The 18,556-nt window shown below is 63.6% G+C and carries 17 protein-coding genes and 1 tRNA gene; 6 read left to right on the top strand and 12 right to left on the bottom strand.

Translation table 11 applies throughout. The features are described 5' to 3' along the window. The first annotated feature begins 51 nt into the window (after window positions 1-51). Window positions 52-735 carry an electron transport complex subunit RsxB gene (rsxB, locus tag ACUJB0_RS11325; protein ID WP_444845314.1) on the top strand — a complete coding sequence of 228 codons (684 nt, stop codon included), beginning with the start codon at window positions 52-54 and terminating at the stop codon, window positions 733-735. Further along, window positions 732-1,379 carry an endonuclease III gene (gene nth, locus ACUJB0_RS11320; RefSeq protein ID WP_444845313.1) on the top strand — a complete coding sequence of 216 codons (648 nt, stop codon included), beginning with the start codon at window positions 732-734 and terminating at the stop codon, window positions 1,377-1,379. The genes rsxB and nth overlap by 4 nt, the downstream gene beginning before the upstream one ends. Here nth and ACUJB0_RS11315 read toward each other — a convergent pair. The 3 genes from ACUJB0_RS11315 to proB form a co-directional block, all read right to left on the bottom strand. Continuing rightward, window positions 1,376-2,734, bottom strand: coding sequence for an MBOAT family O-acyltransferase (locus ACUJB0_RS11315; RefSeq protein WP_444845312.1), 1,359 nt, complete (start codon window positions 2,732-2,734; stop codon window positions 1,376-1,378). The genes nth and ACUJB0_RS11315 overlap by 4 nt on opposite strands. An 84-nt stretch (window positions 2,735-2,818) precedes the next feature. Beyond that, window positions 2,819-3,994: an alginate O-acetyltransferase AlgX-related protein gene (locus ACUJB0_RS11310; protein WP_444845311.1), complete on the bottom strand. Its 1,176-nt coding sequence runs from the start codon at window positions 3,992-3,994 to the stop codon at window positions 2,819-2,821. A gap of 19 nt (window positions 3,995-4,013) precedes the next feature. Continuing rightward, window positions 4,014-5,132 (bottom strand): glutamate 5-kinase, encoded by a 1,119-nt coding sequence (gene proB / locus ACUJB0_RS11305; RefSeq protein WP_444845310.1) that lies wholly within the window; start codon window positions 5,130-5,132, stop codon window positions 4,014-4,016. On the opposite strand from proB, the gene ACUJB0_RS11300 reads away from it, so the two are divergent. After that, window positions 5,131-5,310 (top strand): hypothetical protein, encoded by a 180-nt coding sequence (locus ACUJB0_RS11300; protein ID WP_444845309.1) that lies wholly within the window; start codon window positions 5,131-5,133, stop codon window positions 5,308-5,310. The genes proB and ACUJB0_RS11300 overlap by 2 nt on opposite strands. Window positions 5,311-5,323: 13 nt before the next feature. Here ACUJB0_RS11300 and obgE read toward each other — a convergent pair whose 3' ends face one another. The 3 genes from obgE to rplU all read right to left on the bottom strand — a co-directional run bounded on the left by obgE (window position 5,324) and on the right by rplU (window position 7,154). After that, a complete protein-coding gene (gene obgE / locus ACUJB0_RS11295; RefSeq protein ID WP_444845308.1) occupies window positions 5,324-6,433 on the bottom strand; it encodes a GTPase ObgE in 1,110 nt (369 codons plus the stop codon). Between the two features lie 112 nt (window positions 6,434-6,545). Beyond that, on the bottom strand, window positions 6,546-6,803 hold the full coding sequence (rpmA, locus tag ACUJB0_RS11290) for a 50S ribosomal protein L27 (RefSeq protein WP_008445659.1): 258 nt from the start codon (window positions 6,801-6,803) through the stop codon (window positions 6,546-6,548). 39 nt (window positions 6,804-6,842) lie between these two features. After that, window positions 6,843-7,154: a 50S ribosomal protein L21 gene (rplU, locus tag ACUJB0_RS11285; protein ID WP_008445658.1), complete on the bottom strand. Its 312-nt coding sequence runs from the start codon at window positions 7,152-7,154 to the stop codon at window positions 6,843-6,845. Window positions 7,155-7,426: 272 nt separating this feature from the next. Between rplU and ispB the strand changes: the two genes are divergently transcribed. After that, window positions 7,427-8,416 (top strand): octaprenyl diphosphate synthase, encoded by a 990-nt coding sequence (gene ispB / locus ACUJB0_RS11280; RefSeq protein ID WP_161092579.1) that lies wholly within the window; start codon window positions 7,427-7,429, stop codon window positions 8,414-8,416. 43 nt (window positions 8,417-8,459) lie between these two features. On the opposite strand, the gene ACUJB0_RS11275 is transcribed toward ispB, so the two are convergent. From ACUJB0_RS11275 to ACUJB0_RS11265, 3 genes are read right to left on the bottom strand one after another with little or no spacing between them, the layout of a single operon-like run. Then, window positions 8,460-9,569: an ankyrin repeat domain-containing protein gene (locus tag ACUJB0_RS11275; RefSeq protein ID WP_444845307.1), complete on the bottom strand. Its 1,110-nt coding sequence runs from the start codon at window positions 9,567-9,569 to the stop codon at window positions 8,460-8,462. A 2-nt stretch (window positions 9,570-9,571) separates the two neighbouring features. Next, complete coding sequence (gene arsC, locus ACUJB0_RS11270; protein ID WP_444845306.1) at window positions 9,572-9,919, bottom strand: arsenate reductase (glutaredoxin); 348 nt, start codon at window positions 9,917-9,919, stop codon at window positions 9,572-9,574. Window positions 9,920-9,959: 40 nt separating this feature from the next. Continuing rightward, complete coding sequence (locus ACUJB0_RS11265; protein ID WP_444845305.1) at window positions 9,960-12,287, bottom strand: TonB-dependent receptor; 2,328 nt, start codon at window positions 12,285-12,287, stop codon at window positions 9,960-9,962. 206 nt (window positions 12,288-12,493) lie between these two features. Between ACUJB0_RS11265 and ACUJB0_RS11260 the strand changes: the two genes are divergently transcribed. Then, window positions 12,494-12,570 (top strand) — tRNA-Pro (locus ACUJB0_RS11260). Between the two features lie 29 nt (window positions 12,571-12,599). Here the strand turns inward: ACUJB0_RS11260 and ACUJB0_RS11255 are convergent. Further along, entirely contained in the window at window positions 12,600-13,043 is a 444-nt protein-coding gene (locus ACUJB0_RS11255) for a hypothetical protein (RefSeq protein ID WP_444845304.1), read from the bottom strand. A gap of 158 nt (window positions 13,044-13,201) precedes the next feature. Here ACUJB0_RS11255 and ACUJB0_RS11250 point away from each other — a divergent pair, with 158 nt between their 5' ends. Next, on the top strand, window positions 13,202-13,504 hold the full coding sequence (locus ACUJB0_RS11250) for an NIPSNAP family protein (protein WP_444845303.1): 303 nt from the start codon (window positions 13,202-13,204) through the stop codon (window positions 13,502-13,504). 19 nt (window positions 13,505-13,523) lie between these two features. On the opposite strand, the gene ACUJB0_RS11245 is transcribed toward ACUJB0_RS11250, so the two are convergent. Continuing rightward, window positions 13,524-15,071: a tryptophan halogenase family protein gene (locus tag ACUJB0_RS11245; RefSeq protein ID WP_444845302.1), complete on the bottom strand. Its 1,548-nt coding sequence runs from the start codon at window positions 15,069-15,071 to the stop codon at window positions 13,524-13,526. A gap of 108 nt (window positions 15,072-15,179) precedes the next feature. Beyond that, on the bottom strand, window positions 15,180-18,302 hold the full coding sequence (locus ACUJB0_RS11240) for a TonB-dependent receptor (RefSeq protein WP_444845301.1): 3,123 nt from the start codon (window positions 18,300-18,302) through the stop codon (window positions 15,180-15,182). Between the last annotated feature and the right edge of the window lie 254 nt (window positions 18,303-18,556).

Genomic DNA, 18,556 nt, shown 5'->3' with positions numbered 1-18,556 from the left:
CCGGGCGGCGCAGATATCGGATAATGGCGTTTTAACGCAACGAGTCTCGCCGTGCAGCCCACCGCCCCCCTCACCCTCGCCGACCGCATCGAAGACGTCCTGCCGCAGACGCAGTGCACCAAGTGCGGCTACGACGGCTGCCGCCCTTACGCCGAGGCGATCGCCGCCGGCGCGGCCGCCATCAACCAGTGCCCGCCCGGCGGCGCGGAAGGCATCGCGCGGCTGTCGGCGGTCACCGGCTACCCGGTCATCCCGCTCAACCCCGTCAACGGCCTGGAGCGGCCGCGCGCGGTGGCCTACATCGACGAGTCGCTGTGCATCGGCTGCACGCTGTGCATCCAGGCCTGCCCGGTGGACGCCATCGTCGGCGCGGCCAAGCTGATGCACACGGTGGTGCCGGACCTGTGCACCGGCTGCGACCTGTGCGTCAATCCCTGCCCGGTCGACTGCATCGTCATGTACCCGGTCACGGAGACCACCGGCTGGGACGCCTGGCGCCAAGCCGACGCCGACGCCGCGCGCGAGCGCCACGACTTCCGCGCCATGCGCCTGCGGCGCGAGCGCGACGAGAACGACGCCCGCCTGGCCGCCAAGGCCGTCGCCAAGATGGCGGCGGTGCACGCGCTCGATCCGGCCGACGCCGCCGGCGAAGCGGAAAAGGAACGCAAGCGCGCCATCATCGCCGCCGCGATGGAACGGGCCCGCCTGAAAAAGGAACAAGACAAACAACAATGAATCAAGCCAAACGCTACGAAATGTTCGTGCGCTTCCGCGCCGCCAATCCCAAGCCTGAAACCGAACTGGAATACACGACGCCGTTCGAACTGCTGATCGCCGTGCTGCTGTCGGCGCAGGCCACCGACGTCGGCGTCAACAAGGCCACGCGCAAGCTGTACCCGGTGGCCAACACGCCGCAGGCCATCCTGGACCTGGGCGAAGAGGAACTGAAGACCTACATCCAGACCATCGGCCTGTACAAGACCAAGGCCAAGAACGTCATCGCGACCTGCAAGATGCTGGTGGAGCTGCACGGCGGCGAGGTGCCGCGCGACCGTGAATCATTGGAAGCCCTGCCGGGCGTGGGCCGCAAAACCGCCAACGTGGTGATGAACACCGCCTTCGGCGAACCGACCATGGCGGTGGACACGCACATTTTCCGCGTCTCCAACCGCACCGGCCTGGCGCCGGGCAAGAACGTCGACATCGTCGAACAAAAGCTGTTGAAGTTCGTGCCGAAGGAATTCCTGCAGGACGCGCACCACTGGCTGATCCTGCACGGCCGCTACACCTGCAAGGCGCGCAAGCCCGAATGCTGGAACTGCATGCAGCTGGACCTGTGCGATTACCGCAGCAAGACCCCGGCGCCGGACGGCGTTTAGAACTGGAAGTAGATGAACGGGTTGAAACCGCCCTCCACCACCGACAGGCAGGACAGCACGTACAACACCAGGCTGTAGGCGCCGACCAGCTTGGGTCGACGGAAGCTCATATTGCGCAGCCGCAGGAACCAGCGGTCCCCCACCAGGCAGATCACCGTCGACAGCAGCAGCAGGAAAATCACCTTGGGATCGGCCAGCATGATGTGGGCAGGGTTCCACAGCGGCGCCGACGGCTCGCCGCCGAACATCACCCGCAACAAGGTGCCGCTCTGCTCCATGCTGTCGGCGCGGAACGGCACCCACAGCACGGTCGCCAGCAGGAACACCGGCAAGCCGCCGAGACGCCACCGGGCCGTGTTCAGCACGCCCGCGCGCTCCAGCGCGATCAGCACGCCGTGGCCCAGCCCCCACACCAGGAAGGTATAGGCGGCGCCGTGCCACAACGCGCACAAGCCGAACACCACGAACAGGTTGCGGTAGGTCTTGAAGGTGGAACCGCGGTTGCCGCCCAGCGGGATGTAGACGTAGTCGCGGAAGAAGCGCGACAGCGTCATGTGCCAGCGCTGCCAGAATTCGGTGACGCTGGTGGCCGCATACGGCCGGTTGAAGTTGCGCGGGAAGCGGAAGCCCATCATGCGCGCCATGCCGATCGCCATGTCGGTGTAGCCGGAAAAATCGAAGTAGATCTGGAATGAATAGCACACGGCGCCCAGCCAGGCGGCGTAAGTGCTCAGGACGAAATCGGACCGGTGCATGAGATCCACCACCGAGCCCAGCGGATCGGCGATCAGCAGCTTTTTCGACAGGCCGATGATGAACAGGTTCAGGCCCCAGAACACGTCGCTGCCCACCAGCGCGCGGCGCTTGATGTCGAGCTGTTCCCGCACTTCGGCAAAGCGCACCACCGGTCCGGCGATCAGGTGCGGGAACAGGAAGATGTAGATCGCAAACTTGTGCAGGCTGCGTTCCGGCTGGATGCGGCGCGCGTAGACGTCGGCCTGGTAAGACAGGAAGTGGAACACATAAAACGAAATCCCCAGCGGCAGCACCAGTCCCAGCCTGGCGACGTTCTCCAGCAGCTGCACGCCGCTCACATCGGCCAGCAGCTGCGCCAGGAAGCCCAGGTATTTGTAGGCGATCAGCGGCGCCAGGTTGAGCACCAGCGCCAGGCCCAGCGCCAGCTTCGCCTGCGGCCCGCGCCGGTCGTCGCGGCGCAGCGCGGCGGTCAGGATGGCCAGGCGCCAGTTGGCCGCCAGCAGCACCAGCGCGACAACGGTCAGCGCCCCGGCTCCCAGCAGATAGAACACCACGCTGGCCAACAGGATGAAACCGTTGCGACAGATCCTGGGCAACATGCAGTACAAGGCGAAGAAACAGGGGAAGAACAGAAACAAAAATCCCGGCGAGGAAAATACCATGAAGAATCCAGAGTTAAGCGATTATTTGGCCAGCTCGATCCAGATGCCGGCCGAGCTGTCGAGCATCTGCACAATCAGGTATTTGCAGCGGCCACGCGTCGCCTGCGGCGTATCGAGGATGAACATGTTGCGGTCAAGCCGCAAGAACTGTTCAAAGTGATCCTGCAAACCGGCGCGCGTCATGCCGTCGCCGAAGCTGTTGCCGTACAAGCAGGTGGGCGGCAGCAGGCCGCGCCCCTTCACGTTGTCGGTGATGAATTCGAACCCGGTCTGGCGCGCGTCCATCGGCGTGGTCTGGTGGACATCCTGCCAGGTCTTGGTCAGCATCGGCTCCTGCAGCGGCTTACTGCTGAGCAGCCCGGCAAAGCGGGATTCCGAACCCTCGAAGGCCTCGTCGTGGTAGGCCAGCTCGTGGCGCCATGCCGGCGGCAAGCCTTCCAGGCTGGCGATGGTGTTGGTCGCCGCCTCGGCCACCTTCAGCGCCGACAGATCGGTCCAGTGGAAATCCTGGCGGAAGAAGAGCGGAAACTTTCCCTGCGAGGCCGCCATGATGCCCTGGACATCGACGAAATGGAACTCGGGGGTCTGCTGGAAGCGCCGGTATAGCTGCATGAAATGCGACTCTTGCGGGAGGCGCGGCATGAAGCGTGGAATGCGGTCCTGCGTGAAGTACTGCTTGCTGACCGGCGTGAGCAGCACCAGCGTGGTCCCCTGCGCCTCCAACCGCGCCGCCAATTGCGATATCGCGCGGTAGACCGCCTCGGCCTTGGCCGGCGTGTCCAGCGCGTGCTCGGTGGCCGGCAGCTCGATGTCGGAGATCTTGTGTCCATAGATCTCGTCCTGTTTGCCGAAGTACACGCGGCGCGAGGAGTTGAACAGCCTGAAATCGAGCTCGTTCTTGGTGCGCACCATCAGGCTGCGCAAGCCCAGGTGGTCGGAATAGCCTTTTTCGAAATTGCGGTAGTTCTTGTCGAAATCGAACCAGCGGCCTTCCCAATGGGTCGGCAGCGGCGCCAGCGGGCGCATCTCCAGCAGGTCGCTGGGGCTCGACGCGCCGGTCCAGATGGTGGCGATGGCCGGAACCAGGCTGATGGCGAAGATCAACAGTACGAAAGCGGTACGCAGCGGACGCCGCGTCCGTGCTGGCCGCGCGGCCGTCGCGGATGCGGCGGCGGCCGGCGGGAGAGGCGATGACATCATGAGACCCGAAACTTTTTTATACCAGCACCAGGTTGTCGCGGTGGATCAGCTCCTGGCCCTCGACGAAGCCGAGCACGGCCTCGATCTCGCTGGACGGCTTGCGCATGATGCGGCGCGTTTCGGCGCTGGTGTAGTTCGACAGGCCGCGCGCCACCGGTGCGCCGTCCGTGCCGACGCAGGTGATCACCGCGCCGCGCCCGAACTCGCCCTTCACCTCCACCACGCCGATCGGCAGCAGCGACTTGCCTTCCTTGCTCAGCTTCTGCACCGCGCCCGCGTCCAGCACCACCTGGCCCGCCGTGTGCAGATGGTCGGCCATCCACTGCTTGCGCGCCGTCAGGTGGCCGGTCTGCGCCGCCAGCTCGGTGCCGATGGCCTCGCCGCCCGCCAGGCGCTCCAGCACGTCGTGCTCGCGGCCGTAGGCGATCACCGTGTGCGCGCCCGACTTGGCGGCGCGCTTGGCGGCCAGGATCTTGGTCAGCATGCCGCCGCGCCCCAGGCTGCTGCCGGCGCCGCCGGCCATCGCCTCCAGCGCCAGGTCGCCTGCGCGGCCCTGCTGGATCAGCACGGCCGACGGGTCCTTGCGCGGATCGGCGCTGTACAGGCCCTGCTGGTCGGTCAGGATGATCAGCGCGTCGGCCTCGATCAGGTTGGCCACCAGCGCGCCCAGCGTGTCGTTGTCGCCGAACTTGATTTCATCGGTGACGACGGTGTCGTTCTCGTTGATGATCGGTACCACGCCCAGGCGCAGCAAGGTGGTCAGCGTCGAGCGCGCGTTGAGGTAGCGTTCGCGGTCGGCCAGGTCGGCGTGGGTCAGCAGCACTTGCGCCGTGCCCAGCTGGTGGGCGCGGAAGCTGGTCTCGTAGATCTGCGCCAGGCCCATCTGGCCGACGGCGGCGCAGGCCTGCAGTTCGTGGATGTCGGTGGGGCGCTGCTCAAAGCCCAGCCGCAGCATGCCCTCGGCGATGGCGCCGGACGACACCAGCACCACTTCCTTGCCCAGGGCGCGCAAGGCGGCGATCTGGGCGGCCCAGCGCGCGATGGCGGCGTGGTCCAGCCCGCGTCCGTCGTTGGTGACCAGCGACGAGCCGACCTTGATGATGATGCGGGTAGCTTTTTGGATGACAGAATTCATGGGCACAGGCTTTTCAAAAGCATTCTCAAAACAAGCGGATGAAATAAGGTTCAATGCTGTGATTTGGCGGGCGGTTCGCCCGGCTCTGCCGATAACGGTCGCGCCCCGCGATGGCGGGACGGGCGCCGAGATGGAAAGGCATAATCAGCTGATCTGTGATTATGCCGTTAATACATAGGAAACGTCGAGGATTAGTCGAGGATCTTGAAGCGTGGATCGTCCGGATCGATGGACGAGATGCCGCGCGCCTCTTCCGTCATCTGGGTTTCTTCCGAGCGCTGCTCGCTGTGGCGCTTCTCTTCCAGGTGTTTCTGGATGGCGTTGACCAGCTCCTGCGTGCCGTCGTGGCTCAGCGCGGAGATCTCGAACACCGGGCCCTTGAAGCCGAACTTCTTGACGAAGTCCTTGACGCGCTTGGCGCGCTCTTCTTCCGGCACCATGTCCAGCTTGTTGAGCACCAGCCAGCGCGGCTTGTCGACCAGCGCCTCGTCGTACTTCTTGAGCTCGTTGACCAGGGCCTTGGCTTCCTTGACCGGATCGACGTTGGTTTCAAACGGCGCCAGGTCGACGATGTGCAGCAGCAGGCCGGTGCGCTGCAGGTGGCGCAGGAACTGGTGGCCCAGGCCGGCGCCTTCGGAAGCGCCTTCGATCAAGCCGGGAATGTCGGCGATCACAAAGCTCTTCTCGTGCGACACGCGGACCACGCCCAGGTTCGGGTGCAGGGTGGTGAACGGGTAATCGGCGATTTTTGGACGCGCGTTCGACACGGCCGAAATAAAGGTCGACTTGCCGGCGTTCGGCATGCCCAGCAGGCCGACGTCGGCCAGCACCTTCAGTTCCAGGCGGATTTCGCGGCGTTCGCCTTCCTTGCCTTCGGTCTTTTGACGCGGGGCGCGGTTGGTCGAGGTCTTGAAGTGGATGTTGCCCCAGCCGCCCTCGCCGCCCTTGGCCAGCAGTTCCATCTGGCCGTGTTCGGTCAGATCGGCCAGGATTTCGCCGGAGGCGTCGTCGATGATCAGCGTGCCGACCGGCATGCGCAGGTGGATGTCGTCCGCGCCCTTGCCGTAGCAATCGGCGCCACGGCCAGGCTCACCGTCTTTACCGCGGTGCATCTTGGAGAAGCGGAAATCGACCAAGGTGTTGATGTTACGGTCCGCTACGGCCCAGATCGAGCCACCCTTGCCGCCGTCGCCGCCGTCAGGGCCGCCGAACGGGCGGAATTTTTCACGGCAAAACGAGGCGCAACCATTGCCGCCGTCACCACCGATCACTTCAATTTTTGCTTCGTCGATAAACTTCATGATGTACCGCCATAAAACTAAAAAGGCTCTACCGTGGGCAGAGCCTTTCGATTGAAGGCTTGCGCCTTACAAAACGACCCGTGCGGCTAGCGCACCGGGCCGGTAGCGTTATTTACGCTGGAACGACGGTAACGAATTGCTTCGAACCTTCGCCCTTGACTACGAACTTGACCTTGCCGTCCACCAGAGCGAACAGGGTGTGGTCTTTGCCCATGCCAACACCTTCGCCGGCGCGCACTGGGGTGCCGCGTTGACGAATGATGATGCCACCAGCATTGATCGATTGACCGCCGTAAACCTTAACGCCCAGGCGTTTTGATTCTGAGTCACGACCATTTCGCGTTGTGCCGCCGCCTTTTTTGTGTGCCATTTAAGACTCCTTGGATACTAATTCTCGGGCAAACGGCGATTAGCCGTTGATCGATACGATTTGGATTTCGGTGTAATTTTGGCGATGGCCTTGATGCTTCTGGTAGTGCTTACGACGACGCATCTTGAAAATCTTCACTTTATCGTGACGACCGTGTGCCACAACAGTAACCAGTACCTTTGCACCCTCAACCAGAGGAGCACCAAATTTGATGCTCTCGCCTTCGCCAACGGCGAGGACCTGATCGATGGTGAGTTCGGAACCAATGTCTGCCGGTATCTGTTCTACTTTAAGTTTTTCGCCAGCGACAACTTTGTATTGTTTGCCACCGGTTTTTATGACCGCGTACATGATTTGAAACCTCATCAAATGTTAAGAAAATTCCGTCCGGCGCCGGCACAACTGCATGCATGGAAACCGGGGAACCGCTGATTATACATGGGATGGGATTTCGCGTCAAAAACTATTCACAAATGCCGGCGGGCGTGGTATGTCGACAATTTTGCCGCCGCCCGTGCGTTACATAATTGGCAAACATGTTGCCTCGGAAGGGGCTCTATGCCCCTCTTGGCGGGGCCATGACGTATAATCTCGGCACCAATAGTCTACCGCACAGGTTCGCCTTGTCTGCCGCTACCCAAAACGCCACCCAAAACAATATCGCCCACACGATCGCCGCCGACATGGACGCGGTCAACACGGTGATCCGCCAGAAACTGCATTCCGAGGTCAGTCTCGTCAATCAGATTGCTGAATACATCATCAGCGCCGGCGGCAAACGCATCCGGCCGGTGCTGGTCCTGCTGGTGGCCAACGCCTACGCATACAAGGGCACGGCGCATCACGAGCTGGCCGCGGTGGTGGAGTTCATCCACACCGCCACCCTGCTGCACGACGACGTGGTCGACGAATCGTCGCTGCGCCGCGGCCGCGCCACCGCCAACGCCCTGTTCGGCAACGCCGCCTCGGTGCTGGTGGGCGACTTCCTGTATTCGCGCGCCTTCCAGATGATGGTCGGCCTGAACAATATGCGCGTGATGCAGATCCTGTCGGACGCCACCAACGTCATCGCCGAGGGCGAAGTGCTGCAGCTGCTGAACATGCACGACCCGGACGTCAACCAGGAACGCTATCTGCAAGTGATCCGCTCCAAGACCGCCAAGCTGTTCGAGGCGGCGGCCGAGCTGGGCGCGCTGATCTCCGGCTGCAACGACACGCAGATCGAAGCGGCCGGCGAATACGGCCGCTCGCTGGGCACGGCCTTCCAGCTGATCGACGACGTGCTGGACTACGCTGGCGACGCCAACGAGATCGGCAAGAACGTCGGCGACGACCTGCGCGAGGGCAAGCCGACCCTGCCGCTGATCTACCTGATGGAAAACGGCACGCCGGAGCAGCGCGAGCTGGTGCGCAGCTGCATCGAGCAGGGCGACGAGCAGCACTTCGACACCATCCTGGCCGCGATCACCACCAGCGGCGCGCTGGACTACACGCGCCAGCAGGCCGTGACGGCCGCCGAACGCGCCGCCGCCGCGATCGCCGACCTGCCCGACAGCGTCTACAAGGAATCGCTGCTGCAGCTGGCCCACTTCTCGGTCAACCGCACGCACTAAACGACAACGGCGCCTCGGGCGCCGTTTTTATTTGTGGCCGCGCCTACTTGCCGGCCGTGGTGTGCTGCACGCCGCCGGCACGCCGGAGGATTTGCTGGACGTCCTCGCGCTTCTCGAAAATCGCCTCGTCAAGCGGCGTGTGGTAATCGAGCTGGTTCACCGGGAAACCGCGCTGCAGCGCCAGCTCGATCACGGCCGGCTCGGCGCGGCGGACCAGTATGTGCAGCATCGGCGAGCCGGTCTTGTAGGTGCAGGTCGCATCAAGCCGCCCCAGCAGCGCCAGCATGGCGGCGGTGATCCCGGCATCGTCGCCATCCTTGTAATCGCGTCCCTGCCCCTTGTGCGTAGGCGACGGCAGGTCCAGCAACTGGTTGAGCTGGTAGCACATGGCTTCCGGCGTGCCGCCGTCGCGCAAGACGGCGTTCGCATCCTGCAGCACCGCCGAGCGCGAGGTCAGGCCGGTGCGGACATCGCCCGGCGAGGCGCCGGTCACCGGGCCGGTGGCCGGCAGGTTCTTGACATCGCGTTCCAGCGTCGCCGCCCAACGGTCGACCATCTTGTTGGCGTAGCAGTGGCCGCCGCACATCATCTCTTTGACCGGCGCCAGCAGATCGACCGGTATTTCACAGTAGTCCGCGCCGGACAGCCAATACTGCCGTGACTTGCCATCGACCAGCAGACTGACCACCGACCTGGCAACCTTGGCCGTGCAATGGATGGCATCCATGGAGGCCAGGTTGTTCGTCGTCGTCGGACCATCGTGCTCGGCGTAGCGGCGGATCAGGCGGCGCGCGTCGTCGGCGTTGACCGGTCGCACATCGAACGACGCATAACCGCGCTCCAGCATCAGATAGGCGCGCTCGCCCTGCACAAACAGGCCGTGGCGGCGCATGGTGTCCTGCACGAACACGGCAGCATCCGGGCGCTCCAGCGGCACCTGCTGCAGCATATAACGCATCTGCCAGCCGCGCTTGTCGATTTCCTGATAGAGGTTGTAGGTGTCGTTCCAGCCGCGGCGGATCGGCGGCGCCTCCGCCCGCTGGGCCTTGAACATCAAATCCCAGCCCTCCGGGACCGGCGCCGCATGCGCCAACTGCGCCGCAGCGGTGGTGGCGGCCAGCATCAGCCGGAATAGCCAGCGCAGCGGCCGCATCGTTACAGCAGCTCCAGCACCAGCTCGGAAGGACGGCACAGGCGCACGCCCTTGTCGCTCACCACGAACGGACGGTTGATCAGGATGGGATGGGCGATCATGGCGTCGAGCAGCGCGTCGTCCGACAACGAGGCGTCGGCCAGGCCGAGCTCTTCATACAAGTCACCCTTGTCGCGCATCGCGGCGCGCGCGGTCAGGCCGGCCTTGGCGATCATCGCCTTCAAGGCCTCGCGCGACGGCGGGTTCTTGACGTAGTCGACGATCTCCGGCTCGACGCCGGTGGCGCGTATCGCCTCCAGCGTCTTGCGCGAGGTGCCGCAGGCGTTGTTGTGATAAATCGTGATGCTCATGATGCTGCCTTTGCGTGGAATTCAAAGGCAGCATTATCGCTTAAAACTTCGCCGCCACGCTCACGCCGATGCTGCGCGGCGCCAGCCGGTAACCCTGCACGATGGACGCCACCTGCGGATGCTGGATCACCGTGTCGGTATCGAAGGCGTTCTTGATGAACACGCTCACGTTGTAGCGGTCGATGGACATGCCGGCGCTGAAGTCGGTGCTGTGGTAGGACGGCCGGTTGTAGTCGGTCTGCTCGGGATTGAGCGAACCCTTGCTGGCGCCCACCCACTGCATGCCGCCCATCACGTAGGCGCTCTTGTCGCCGAAGGCCGCGAAGTTGTAAGTCGCGTTGATGGCCGCATTATATTTCGGCACGCCCTGCACCTGCGCGCCGGCCACCGCGCCCACCACGCCGTTGCGCGAGCCCTCGTCGTTCGACAGCTCGGCCTTCACGTAGCCGGCGGAGGCGGTCAGCGTCAGGCCGGAAATCGGCTTGGCCTTGATGTCGAACTCGAAGCCCTTGCTGGTGGCGTCGCCCGCGTTGGCGTTGTAGGTGTAGGCGCAGGTCGGCAGGTACACGCCCTGCTGGATGTTCTTCCACTTCACGTAGAACACGTCGGCGTTGACCGACACCCGGTTGTTGAGGAAGCGCGACTTGCTGCCCACCTCGTAGCTCCACAGGCTGTCGGCCGAATACGAATCCGGTCCTTTGCTCAGGCCGTTCGCCTCCAGATCTTGCGCGCAGGTGGTCGGCGGCACGTAGATGTTGTTGCCGCCCAGGCGGAAGCCCTTGGCCACGCTGGTGTAGACGGTGTTGGTCGGATTGACTTCCCACGTCAGCGCGTACTTCGGCGTGAACGCCTTCGACGACGAGGCCGCGCTGCTGTTGTTGCCGGCGCCGGCCAGGTAGTTGCCGTTGCGCTGGTCCAACGTCGAATCGGCCTTCAGGTAGCGCGCGCCCACGGTCGCGTGGACCGCCGGCGTGAAGTAGTAGTTGACCTCGCCGAAGACCGAGCTCTGCTTCTCGCGGAAGTGGAAGGCGCCGGCAAACGAGTTATCGTTCGGGAACTGGCCGGGCCGGGCGCCTGGCAGCAAGTCCGGATCGGCGATGTCGAAGCCGAAGCTCTTGAAGGTATCGGTCACGCCGAAGATCGGATCGTTCTCGATGATGTTGGTGTGCTGGTTCGAGAAGTAGGTGCCGGCCAGCCAGGTCCACGGCGACACCGCCGCATCGTACGGATGCGAGGCGAGCCGGAACTCCTGCGACACCTGGCGCACCTGGTTGTTCAGGTAGACCGCCGACGGCAGGCCGGCGATGGCGGCGATCAGCTCAGGCGGCGCCTTGCCGCCGTCATCGGTCGAGGTCAGGAAGGTCGACAGCGAATAGCTGTTGTAGGCCGAGCCGTTCTGCGTGCGGTCGAACTTGCGCTCGAAGTAGCTGGTGGCCGAGGTCAGGTCCATCGCGCCCATGTCCCAGTTGACGGTCACGCTGGGCGTCAGCAGCGTATCCTTGGACGGCTCGCGCACCTGCTTCTGCGCCTGGTAGTAAGGGCGGTCCAGGTTGAAGGCCGCGATGTCCTTGGCGTCCACCTTCTGGTAGTAGACCGACGGCGTGATGGTCACCGAGCGGATTGGCTTCCACTTCAACGCCACGCGCAGTTCCTGGTCGCTGAGCTTGTTGATGTCGTGGGCCAGCACATTGCCATCGCCATCGACCTGGTTGATGTAGCCGCCCGTATGCTGCGCCTGCACGCCGATGCGCAGCGCCAGCTCGTCCTGGATCAGCGGGAAGTTGGCCACCATGTTGGCCGCGTAGTTGCCGCTGCCGCCCTTGGTGTTGGACAGTTCGCCGTAGGTGGTGAATTCGCGCTCCTTCAAGTCCGGCTCGTTCGGCACGAACTTGATGGTGCCGCCCATCGAGCTGGCGCCGTACAGCGTGGCCTGCGGGCCGCGCAGCACCTCGACGCGGTCGATGTCGAAGAACTTCGGCTCCACCGTGCCCATGGTGTAGACGTTGCCGACGGTGATGGAGACATCGCCCAGATAAATGCCGACGGTGGCCGCGCCAGCCGTCGAGCTGATGCCGCGGATCTCGATGTTCTCGGTGCCGGGACCGGCGCCGCCGTTGCCGCTGGCGGCGGTGAAGGAGATGTTGGGCACCACGCGGGTCAGGTCGGTGAAGTCGTTGACGTGCTCGGCCTGAAGCTGGTTGCCGGTGACGGCGGTGATGCTCATCGCCACCTTGGCCGGATCTTCCTTGCGCTTCTGCGCCGTCACCTTGACCACTTCGATCTCGTCGGACTGCTTGGTTTGCGCCCAGGCGGAACTCGCCATCGCCGCCGCCACCGCACCGCACATCAATTTTTGCCGTGTTTTCATGCCAGACCTTCCCTTGTCAGTGAGGGCGCCGCCCCAAAAGAATGCGTATTGGTATATTTAACCATATTAATCATCTTGATCTTTTTACAAAGCAAGAAACCTGCCATTCCTGGGCTCGGCGTTGGCATTTAGTCACACATTGGGGGTTCCGTCAGGAGGGCGGCCGTTGAAAAAAGCGCAAAATTCTGATGTAATTAAGACGTAGTCGGGGTGTGGCTCAGCCTGGTAGAGCGCTGCGTTCGGGACGCAGAGGCCGGAGGTTCGAATCCTCTCACCCCGACCAGGTTTGCCGGGCATGCTGCTCTGAGCCTCTTACTCGTTGAACTTGCAGCTGGGATCATCTTCGTAGCTCTTCTGAAGCAGGATGGGCTTGGGATACTTGGCGCTCTTGTAGGTCACATAGCGTCCCTGCCGGATACCGGCACCGGTTTGGACGAATACGTATTCACCAGTAACCTTCTTGTCCACTACCTCGACGCGGGTCAACTCATAGTTGCCAAGACCGGGCTCGTCGGTATCGGTGGGGACGTATTTTACAAACACCAGGGGAATGCTCGTCTTGGCGCCGTTGTACTGCGCAAAAGCGCCAATCTCCTTATTATTTTCGGTGTCGGTGTAGATGCGCACCGCCAGGCTCAGATGCACCTTGCTGCCAGGACGCGAGTCTCCGGAGTAGCAAGAGGTTTCTGACTTGATTTCAGCGGCAGCCGTACCGCTTGCGAGCAATGCTGCCGCGATCAATATGGTTCTCATCATCTGTAGACTCCCGAGGGGGCAGTTTGTTTTAACGAAATCCGAATGACCCGTGGCGGGTCTTTCGGGAAAAATACCTTCTTCGGGTGGCACTGAGTATCGATTGCCATGCGGCGCAAGTGGCTATAACATCAACTTCCCGACACGCCACAAGGAATTACATGGTCACGATCTACCTGCGCTACATCATCGATTCCTACAAGCTGGCCGAGTTCGAGCATTATGGCAAACTGTGGATTCCACTGGTCAACCGAATGGGCGGCCAGCACCACGGCTACTTCGTGCCGTCCGAAGGCGCGAGCAATGTTGCGCTGGCCCTGTTCACTTTCCCCTCGCTGGCCACGTATGAACAGTACCGCATCGCCAGCCAGACCGATGCGGACTGCCAGGCGGCCTTCCGCTACGCCGAGGAAACGCGCTGCATCGTCAGCTATGAGCGCAGTTTCTTCAGGCCGGTATTTTAAAAATGGAGCGCTCTCCCCGTTATGGCGCGAGCGCCTTCCAATACCGGTTGATCCACTCATCATGCGTCGGCATCGACGCGACCGCGTGCGCCAGCGTCGCGCGCATGTCCTCGACGTAGCCGGCCAGCTTATCCTCCGGCATATCGTCGACGATCGGATGGTAGCCGCGCGGCGTGATGCGCTGGCCCAGCATCACCTGCACCCAGCTCGGCAGCGCGAAGAAATCCTCGCCGTTGCGGAAGTAGCGCCCGTCGCCGCGGAACAATTCCATCGCCTCCCGCAGGCTGTCCGGGATGGACATCGTGCGGCAGTAATCCCAGAACGGCGTGTCGTTGCGCTCGGTCGCGTGATAGTGCAGGATCAGGAAATCCCGGACGCGCTCGTATTCAAACGCGGACTCGCGGTTGAACCGTTCCGCCAGCAATGGATTGAAATCCGCGCCGGGGAACAGCGCCAGCAGGCGGCTGATGCCGGACTGGACCAGGTAGATGCTGGTCGATTCCAGCGGTTCCAGGAAGCCGCTGGCCAGGCCCAGCGCCACCACGTTCCTGTTCCAGAATTTCTTGCGCATGCCGGGCGTGAAGCGCAGCGGGCGCGGATCGGCCAGCGGCTTGCCATCGAGATTAGCCAGCAGCGTGGAGGCGGCTTCATCGTCGCTGATGTAGCGGCTCGAATACACGTAGCCGTTGCCGGTGCGGTGCTGCAGCGGGATGCGCCACTGCCAGCCCGCCGCGCGCGCGGTGGCGCGCGTGTACGGCGTGAGCGGATCGACGCGCTCGCACGGCACAGCCAGCGCGCGGTCGCACGGCAGCCAATGGGTCCAGTCCTCGTAGCCGGTCTTGAGCGCCTGCTCGATCAACAGCCCCCGGAAGCCCGAGCAGTCGATGAACAGCTCGCCTTCGATCACTTCGCCGTTTTCCATCGTTACCGATTCAACGAAGCCATCGTCGGCGCGCACGTTGACGCCGGCGATCTTTCCCTCGGTGCGCCGCACGCCGCGCTGTTCCGACAGCTCGCGCAGGAAGCGCGCGTACAGGCTGGCGTCGAAGTGATAGGCGTAGGCGATGTCGGCCAGTGGCGAGCCGGCCGCCGCGTTGCCGTCGCCGCGCGCGAATTTGCCTTGCGGCGCCATCACGGTCTGCGGCGAATACTCGCCGATCGGCGCGGCCCGCCCCGACTGGTACAGCTTGAGCCAGAACTGGTGGAACGGCAGCGGCCCCAGCGAACGGCCGATGACGCCGAAGCCGTGGATGTAGCTGTCGCCGATGCGCGACCAATCCTGGAACTGGATGCCGAGCTTGACCGTGCCCTGCGTGCGCTTGACGAACTCGGCCTCGTCGATGCCCAGCATCTGCGCGTTGAACATGCGGATGTGCGGCACGCTGGCCTCACCCACGCCGACGATGCCGATTTCTTCCGACTCGATCAGGCGCACCGAGGCCTGCTTGCCGAGATAGGTGGCCAGCGCCGCGGCCGCCATCCAGCCGGCGCTGCCGCCGCCGACCACCACCACGCGCTTGATGCGCTGGTCCGCGCCGCCGATGGAACTCATGGAATTATTTTTCATGTGTGATATTCGCTCGTTCAAGCAAAAAAGTCGGCAGTCGCCAGGACTGGCAACGGCCGACATGAGGCTCTCCCCCACGCCGGCGGGCGCGGGGGAGCGGGGAGAACATCAGAACTTGTAGTTCGCGCCGAAGTACGCGATGCGGCCGGCGTAACCGTTGGCGTAGAAGCGGTCCTTGGTGTCGCTGCCCAGATGGGAACGCGTCTCTTCCTTGGTCAGGTTCAGCACCGAAGCGGTCAGGCTCAGCTGCTTGGTGATGTTGTACGCCACGTTCAGGTCGACCTGGCTGTACGGCTCTTCATACACGTTCAAGCCGTTGATCAGACCATCCACCACTTCGCCACGGCGATTGTACGAAGCGCGCAGCAGGTACTGGTCGGTCTCGTAGAACACGGTGACGTTGGCCTGGTTCTTGGCGCTGCCCACCAGCGGCGACTTGCCGATCTCCGTGCCGTCGCCCAGGGTGATGGCGGCCTGGTTGGTCTTGTTGTACGTGTAGTTGACCTGGAAGCCGAGGCCGGAAGCGAGCGTGTGCTGGGCGTACAGCTCGATCCCCTGCGACACGCCGTTGCGGCCGCCGGCGGTGGTCGAGTAGTTCTGCACCGTCACCGACTTGCCGCCCACGTTCATGGTCACGTCGCGCACCACCGGCACCGAGAAGTTGCTGACGTTCTTGCGGAACAGGTCGGCCCCCAGCACCGAGCCGCGATGGAAGTACCACTCCAGGCCCAGGTCCAGCTGGGTGGCCTTGTACGGATCGAGCTGCTTGTTGCTGCCCTCGCCAAACCAGCCCTGCTTGTCGCCGCCACCGATCAGGCGGCGGTCGTTGACGTATTCCTGGCTGTAGTACTGCAGGCCGCCCGGCGAGGCGATGTCGCCGTAGCTTGGCCGCGACACCACCTTGGAGGCGGCCACGCGCAGCAGCAGGTTCTGGTTCAGGTCGTAGGCCAGGTTAAAGCTCGGCAGCACGTCGGTGTAGCTGCGGTCGAGCGAGCTGACCACGAACGACGAGATCTTCGCGGTGCTGTCCGGCAGCGTGGTGAAGCCGCTGACGCAGCCCGAGCCGGCCGGCGCGCCGACCGCCGGTGTCCCGCCCGCCTGGCAAGGCGCCGGGCTGCCGTTGGCGCCGTTGTAGAAGTAGTCGTTGTAGTTGTCGACGCGGTCGGTCGAGTCGGCATGCTGCTTGGTGCGTACCACGCGCAGGCCAACGTTGCCGCGCAGGCGGTCGGTCTTGATGTTGGCCTGCAGGTAGGCCGAGGAAATCTTCTCGTCGACGTTGTAGACGAAGTTGTCCTCGTTGCGGGTCTGCATGCTGCCGTAGGTCTGGTTCAGGTAGCTGATGTAGGCCGGGTAGTTAATCGCCGGGAAGGCGCTGGCGTTGATGCCGCCCGCCAGGTTGCCCAGCGACGAGCCATACAGGAACTGCGGCTGGAACTTGTTGGCGGTGGGGTCGCAGCCGGCCTGGTAGCGCTTGTCGTAGTTGGCCGGGTCGGCGCCCTTGCACACCCAGTAGTTGTTGCCGGTGCTGCGGTGGGTGCCGCCGTCGCGGTACTTGCCGCCGAACTGCAGCGAGTCCAGCCATTTGCTGTCGCTGTGCCAGGTGAGGTCGGCCTGGGCGTACTTCTGCTGCGTGCTGTTGCGGGTCCACGAGGACGAGGTCGAACCGAGGTCGATCTCGCCGATGCCCTTCCGCAGGTTGTCCATCAGCTGCGGCGAGAACGTCATGCTTGGCGTGCCGGTCGTGTTCCAGGCGCTGGCGTAGTTGCCCAGGGTCCAGCTGCCGTCGGCGTTCTGCAGGCGCGGCTTGATCGGCATGGCGAACTGCAGGTCGGGACCGCCGCCGGCCCAGGTGCGGCCGCCCTTGAAGATGGCGTCCAGCGATTCACCGTGCCATTCGGCTTCGAGGTCGGCGGTCTGCGACAGCGCCTTCTCGCGGTTGTAGCTGCCGGTGATCTGCGGCGTCGGGATGGTGCAATCGTCGGGGCCGAAGCCGCCGGTGTTGCTCAGGCCGCCGGCCTTGGCCTGGTCGCCGTTGCAATAGTAGGTCTTGCCGGTGTGCGCGCTGTATTGCGCGCCGGTGACGATGGTGCCGCTGCGGTCGAAGGTCAGGCCGTCGAGCATGCGGCCGCCCGGCCAGTTGCCGTCGCCGTCATAGCGCGCCAGATTCCATTCCGGGATCTTCAGCGTGTTGGTCTGCGAGTTCTGCGACAGGTCGAAACGGAAGTAGTTGCCGGTCAGGGTCAGGTTGCGCATCGGCTTCGCTTGCAGGGTCAGCTGGCCGCCCTTGCGCTCGCGGTCCTCGCTCTTGACGTCGAAGTTGACCGAGGTCGGCATCATGAAGTTGGTGTAGTGCTTGCCGTTCTGGTCGTTGAAGCCGGACTGGCCCCACCAGTAGCTGTTCATGTCCGACGGCTTGCCGTTGACGTCGGTCGCCGGATGGGTTTTGTAGTTGTCGCCGTACCACTGCCAGTTCTCGGTGCTGGCGCCCATGGTGCGCGTGGTGCGCTTCTGCTGGGTGTAGCCGACCAGCACGCCGAAGCGGTTGGCCTCGTCATGCCAGGCGTACTGGCCGGAGAACTGGCCGTCGGTCTTCTTGGTCGTGTCGGCCCAGGTGCCCTCGGCGGAAACGAAGCCGGAGCCGGACTTGACCTCCAGCGGACGGCGCGTGTGCAGGATCACCGTGCCGCCGATGCCGCCCTCGTCGATGCGCGCCTCCGGCGTCTTGAACAGCTCGGCGCTGGACAGCATGTTCGCCGGCATCAGCATGTAGTTGAACGAGCGGGTCGGGTCGCCGTTGGACTCGGCCGTGGCGATGTAGTTGCCGTTCAGCTGGGTCAGCGTCAGTTCCGAGGACAGGCCGCGAACGCTGACGTTCTTGCCCTCGCCGCCGCTGCGGTCGATGATCACGCCCGGCACGCGCTGCAGCGCGTCGGCCACGTTCTTGTCGGGGAACTTGCCGATGTCCTCGGCGGTGACCACGTCGACGATGGCGTTGGCGTTGCGCTTCTGGTCGAGGCTTTTCTCGATCGCATAGCGGTAGCCGGTCACCACGACGGATTCGACCGGCTTGGCGTCGGCGTTCTTGTCGGCCGCCTTCTCGGCCGGTTTATCGGTGGAGGCGGTTTGCGCGTGGGCGCTGGCCAGCGCCAGCAGTCCTAGGCTCAGCGCGGTGGCGATGGGCGTCTTGCGCCAGCGGCGCTGTCGTGATGCGTGGGGGGTTTGTAGTGTCATGTGCTATCTCCAGGTCGTGCCCGATGTTGGGCTTTATTATGTGTTGGTCGCAGGGCGCCATCGCCGGTGGAACTGGAATTTCCTAAACGGCTGAATTACTGGTTGTATATCGATGGGTACCGCATTCCAACCAGAAAGATTTATACAGAAGAAGCCACGGCGGCTCTACAAACTTTCAAAGTTGGCATGATGTTTAGCGTTGTTTACGAAACGCGGGTGAGGCGGCCGGCGACATGCCGTCCGAGTGTGTATAT

The organism is Duganella caerulea (assembly GCF_040362985.1).
Taxonomy (GTDB): domain Bacteria; phylum Pseudomonadota; class Gammaproteobacteria; order Burkholderiales; family Burkholderiaceae_D; genus Rugamonas; species Rugamonas vulcania.
Note: the sequence above shows the minus strand (reverse complement) of the source record. Positions and strands in the feature narration are given on the sequence as shown.

Coding starts and splice junctions, on each gene's coding strand:
- ACUJB0_RS11265 (WP_444845305.1), bottom strand. CDS start 12,287: ATGAAAACACGGCAAAAATTGATGTGCGGTGCGGTGGCGGCGGCGATG.
- arsC (WP_444845306.1), bottom strand. CDS start 9,919: ATGAGCATCACGATTTATCACAACAACGCCTGCGGCACCTCGCGCAAG.
- rpmA (WP_008445659.1), bottom strand. CDS start 6,803: ATGGCACACAAAAAAGGCGGCGGCACAACGCGAAATGGTCGTGACTCA.
- ACUJB0_RS11275 (WP_444845307.1), bottom strand. CDS start 9,569: ATGCGGCCGCTGCGCTGGCTATTCCGGCTGATGCTGGCCGCCACCACC.
- rplU (WP_008445658.1), bottom strand. CDS start 7,154: ATGTACGCGGTCATAAAAACCGGTGGCAAACAATACAAAGTTGTCGCT.
- ACUJB0_RS11300 (WP_444845309.1), top strand. CDS start 5,131: ATGGGCACAGGCTTTTCAAAAGCATTCTCAAAACAAGCGGATGAAATA.
- ACUJB0_RS11245 (WP_444845302.1), bottom strand. CDS start 15,071: ATGAAAAATAATTCCATGAGTTCCATCGGCGGCGCGGACCAGCGCATC.
- ACUJB0_RS11250 (WP_444845303.1), top strand. CDS start 13,202: ATGGTCACGATCTACCTGCGCTACATCATCGATTCCTACAAGCTGGCC.
- ACUJB0_RS11240 (WP_444845301.1), bottom strand. CDS start 18,302: ATGACACTACAAACCCCCCACGCATCACGACAGCGCCGCTGGCGCAAG.
- ACUJB0_RS11315 (WP_444845312.1), bottom strand. CDS start 2,734: ATGTTGCCCAGGATCTGTCGCAACGGTTTCATCCTGTTGGCCAGCGTG.
- proB (WP_444845310.1), bottom strand. CDS start 5,132: ATGAATTCTGTCATCCAAAAAGCTACCCGCATCATCATCAAGGTCGGC.
- nth (WP_444845313.1), top strand. CDS start 732: ATGAATCAAGCCAAACGCTACGAAATGTTCGTGCGCTTCCGCGCCGCC.
- ACUJB0_RS11255 (WP_444845304.1), bottom strand. CDS start 13,043: ATGATGAGAACCATATTGATCGCGGCAGCATTGCTCGCAAGCGGTACG.
- obgE (WP_444845308.1), bottom strand. CDS start 6,433: ATGAAGTTTATCGACGAAGCAAAAATTGAAGTGATCGGTGGTGACGGC.
- ACUJB0_RS11310 (WP_444845311.1), bottom strand. CDS start 3,994: ATGTCATCGCCTCTCCCGCCGGCCGCCGCCGCATCCGCGACGGCCGCG.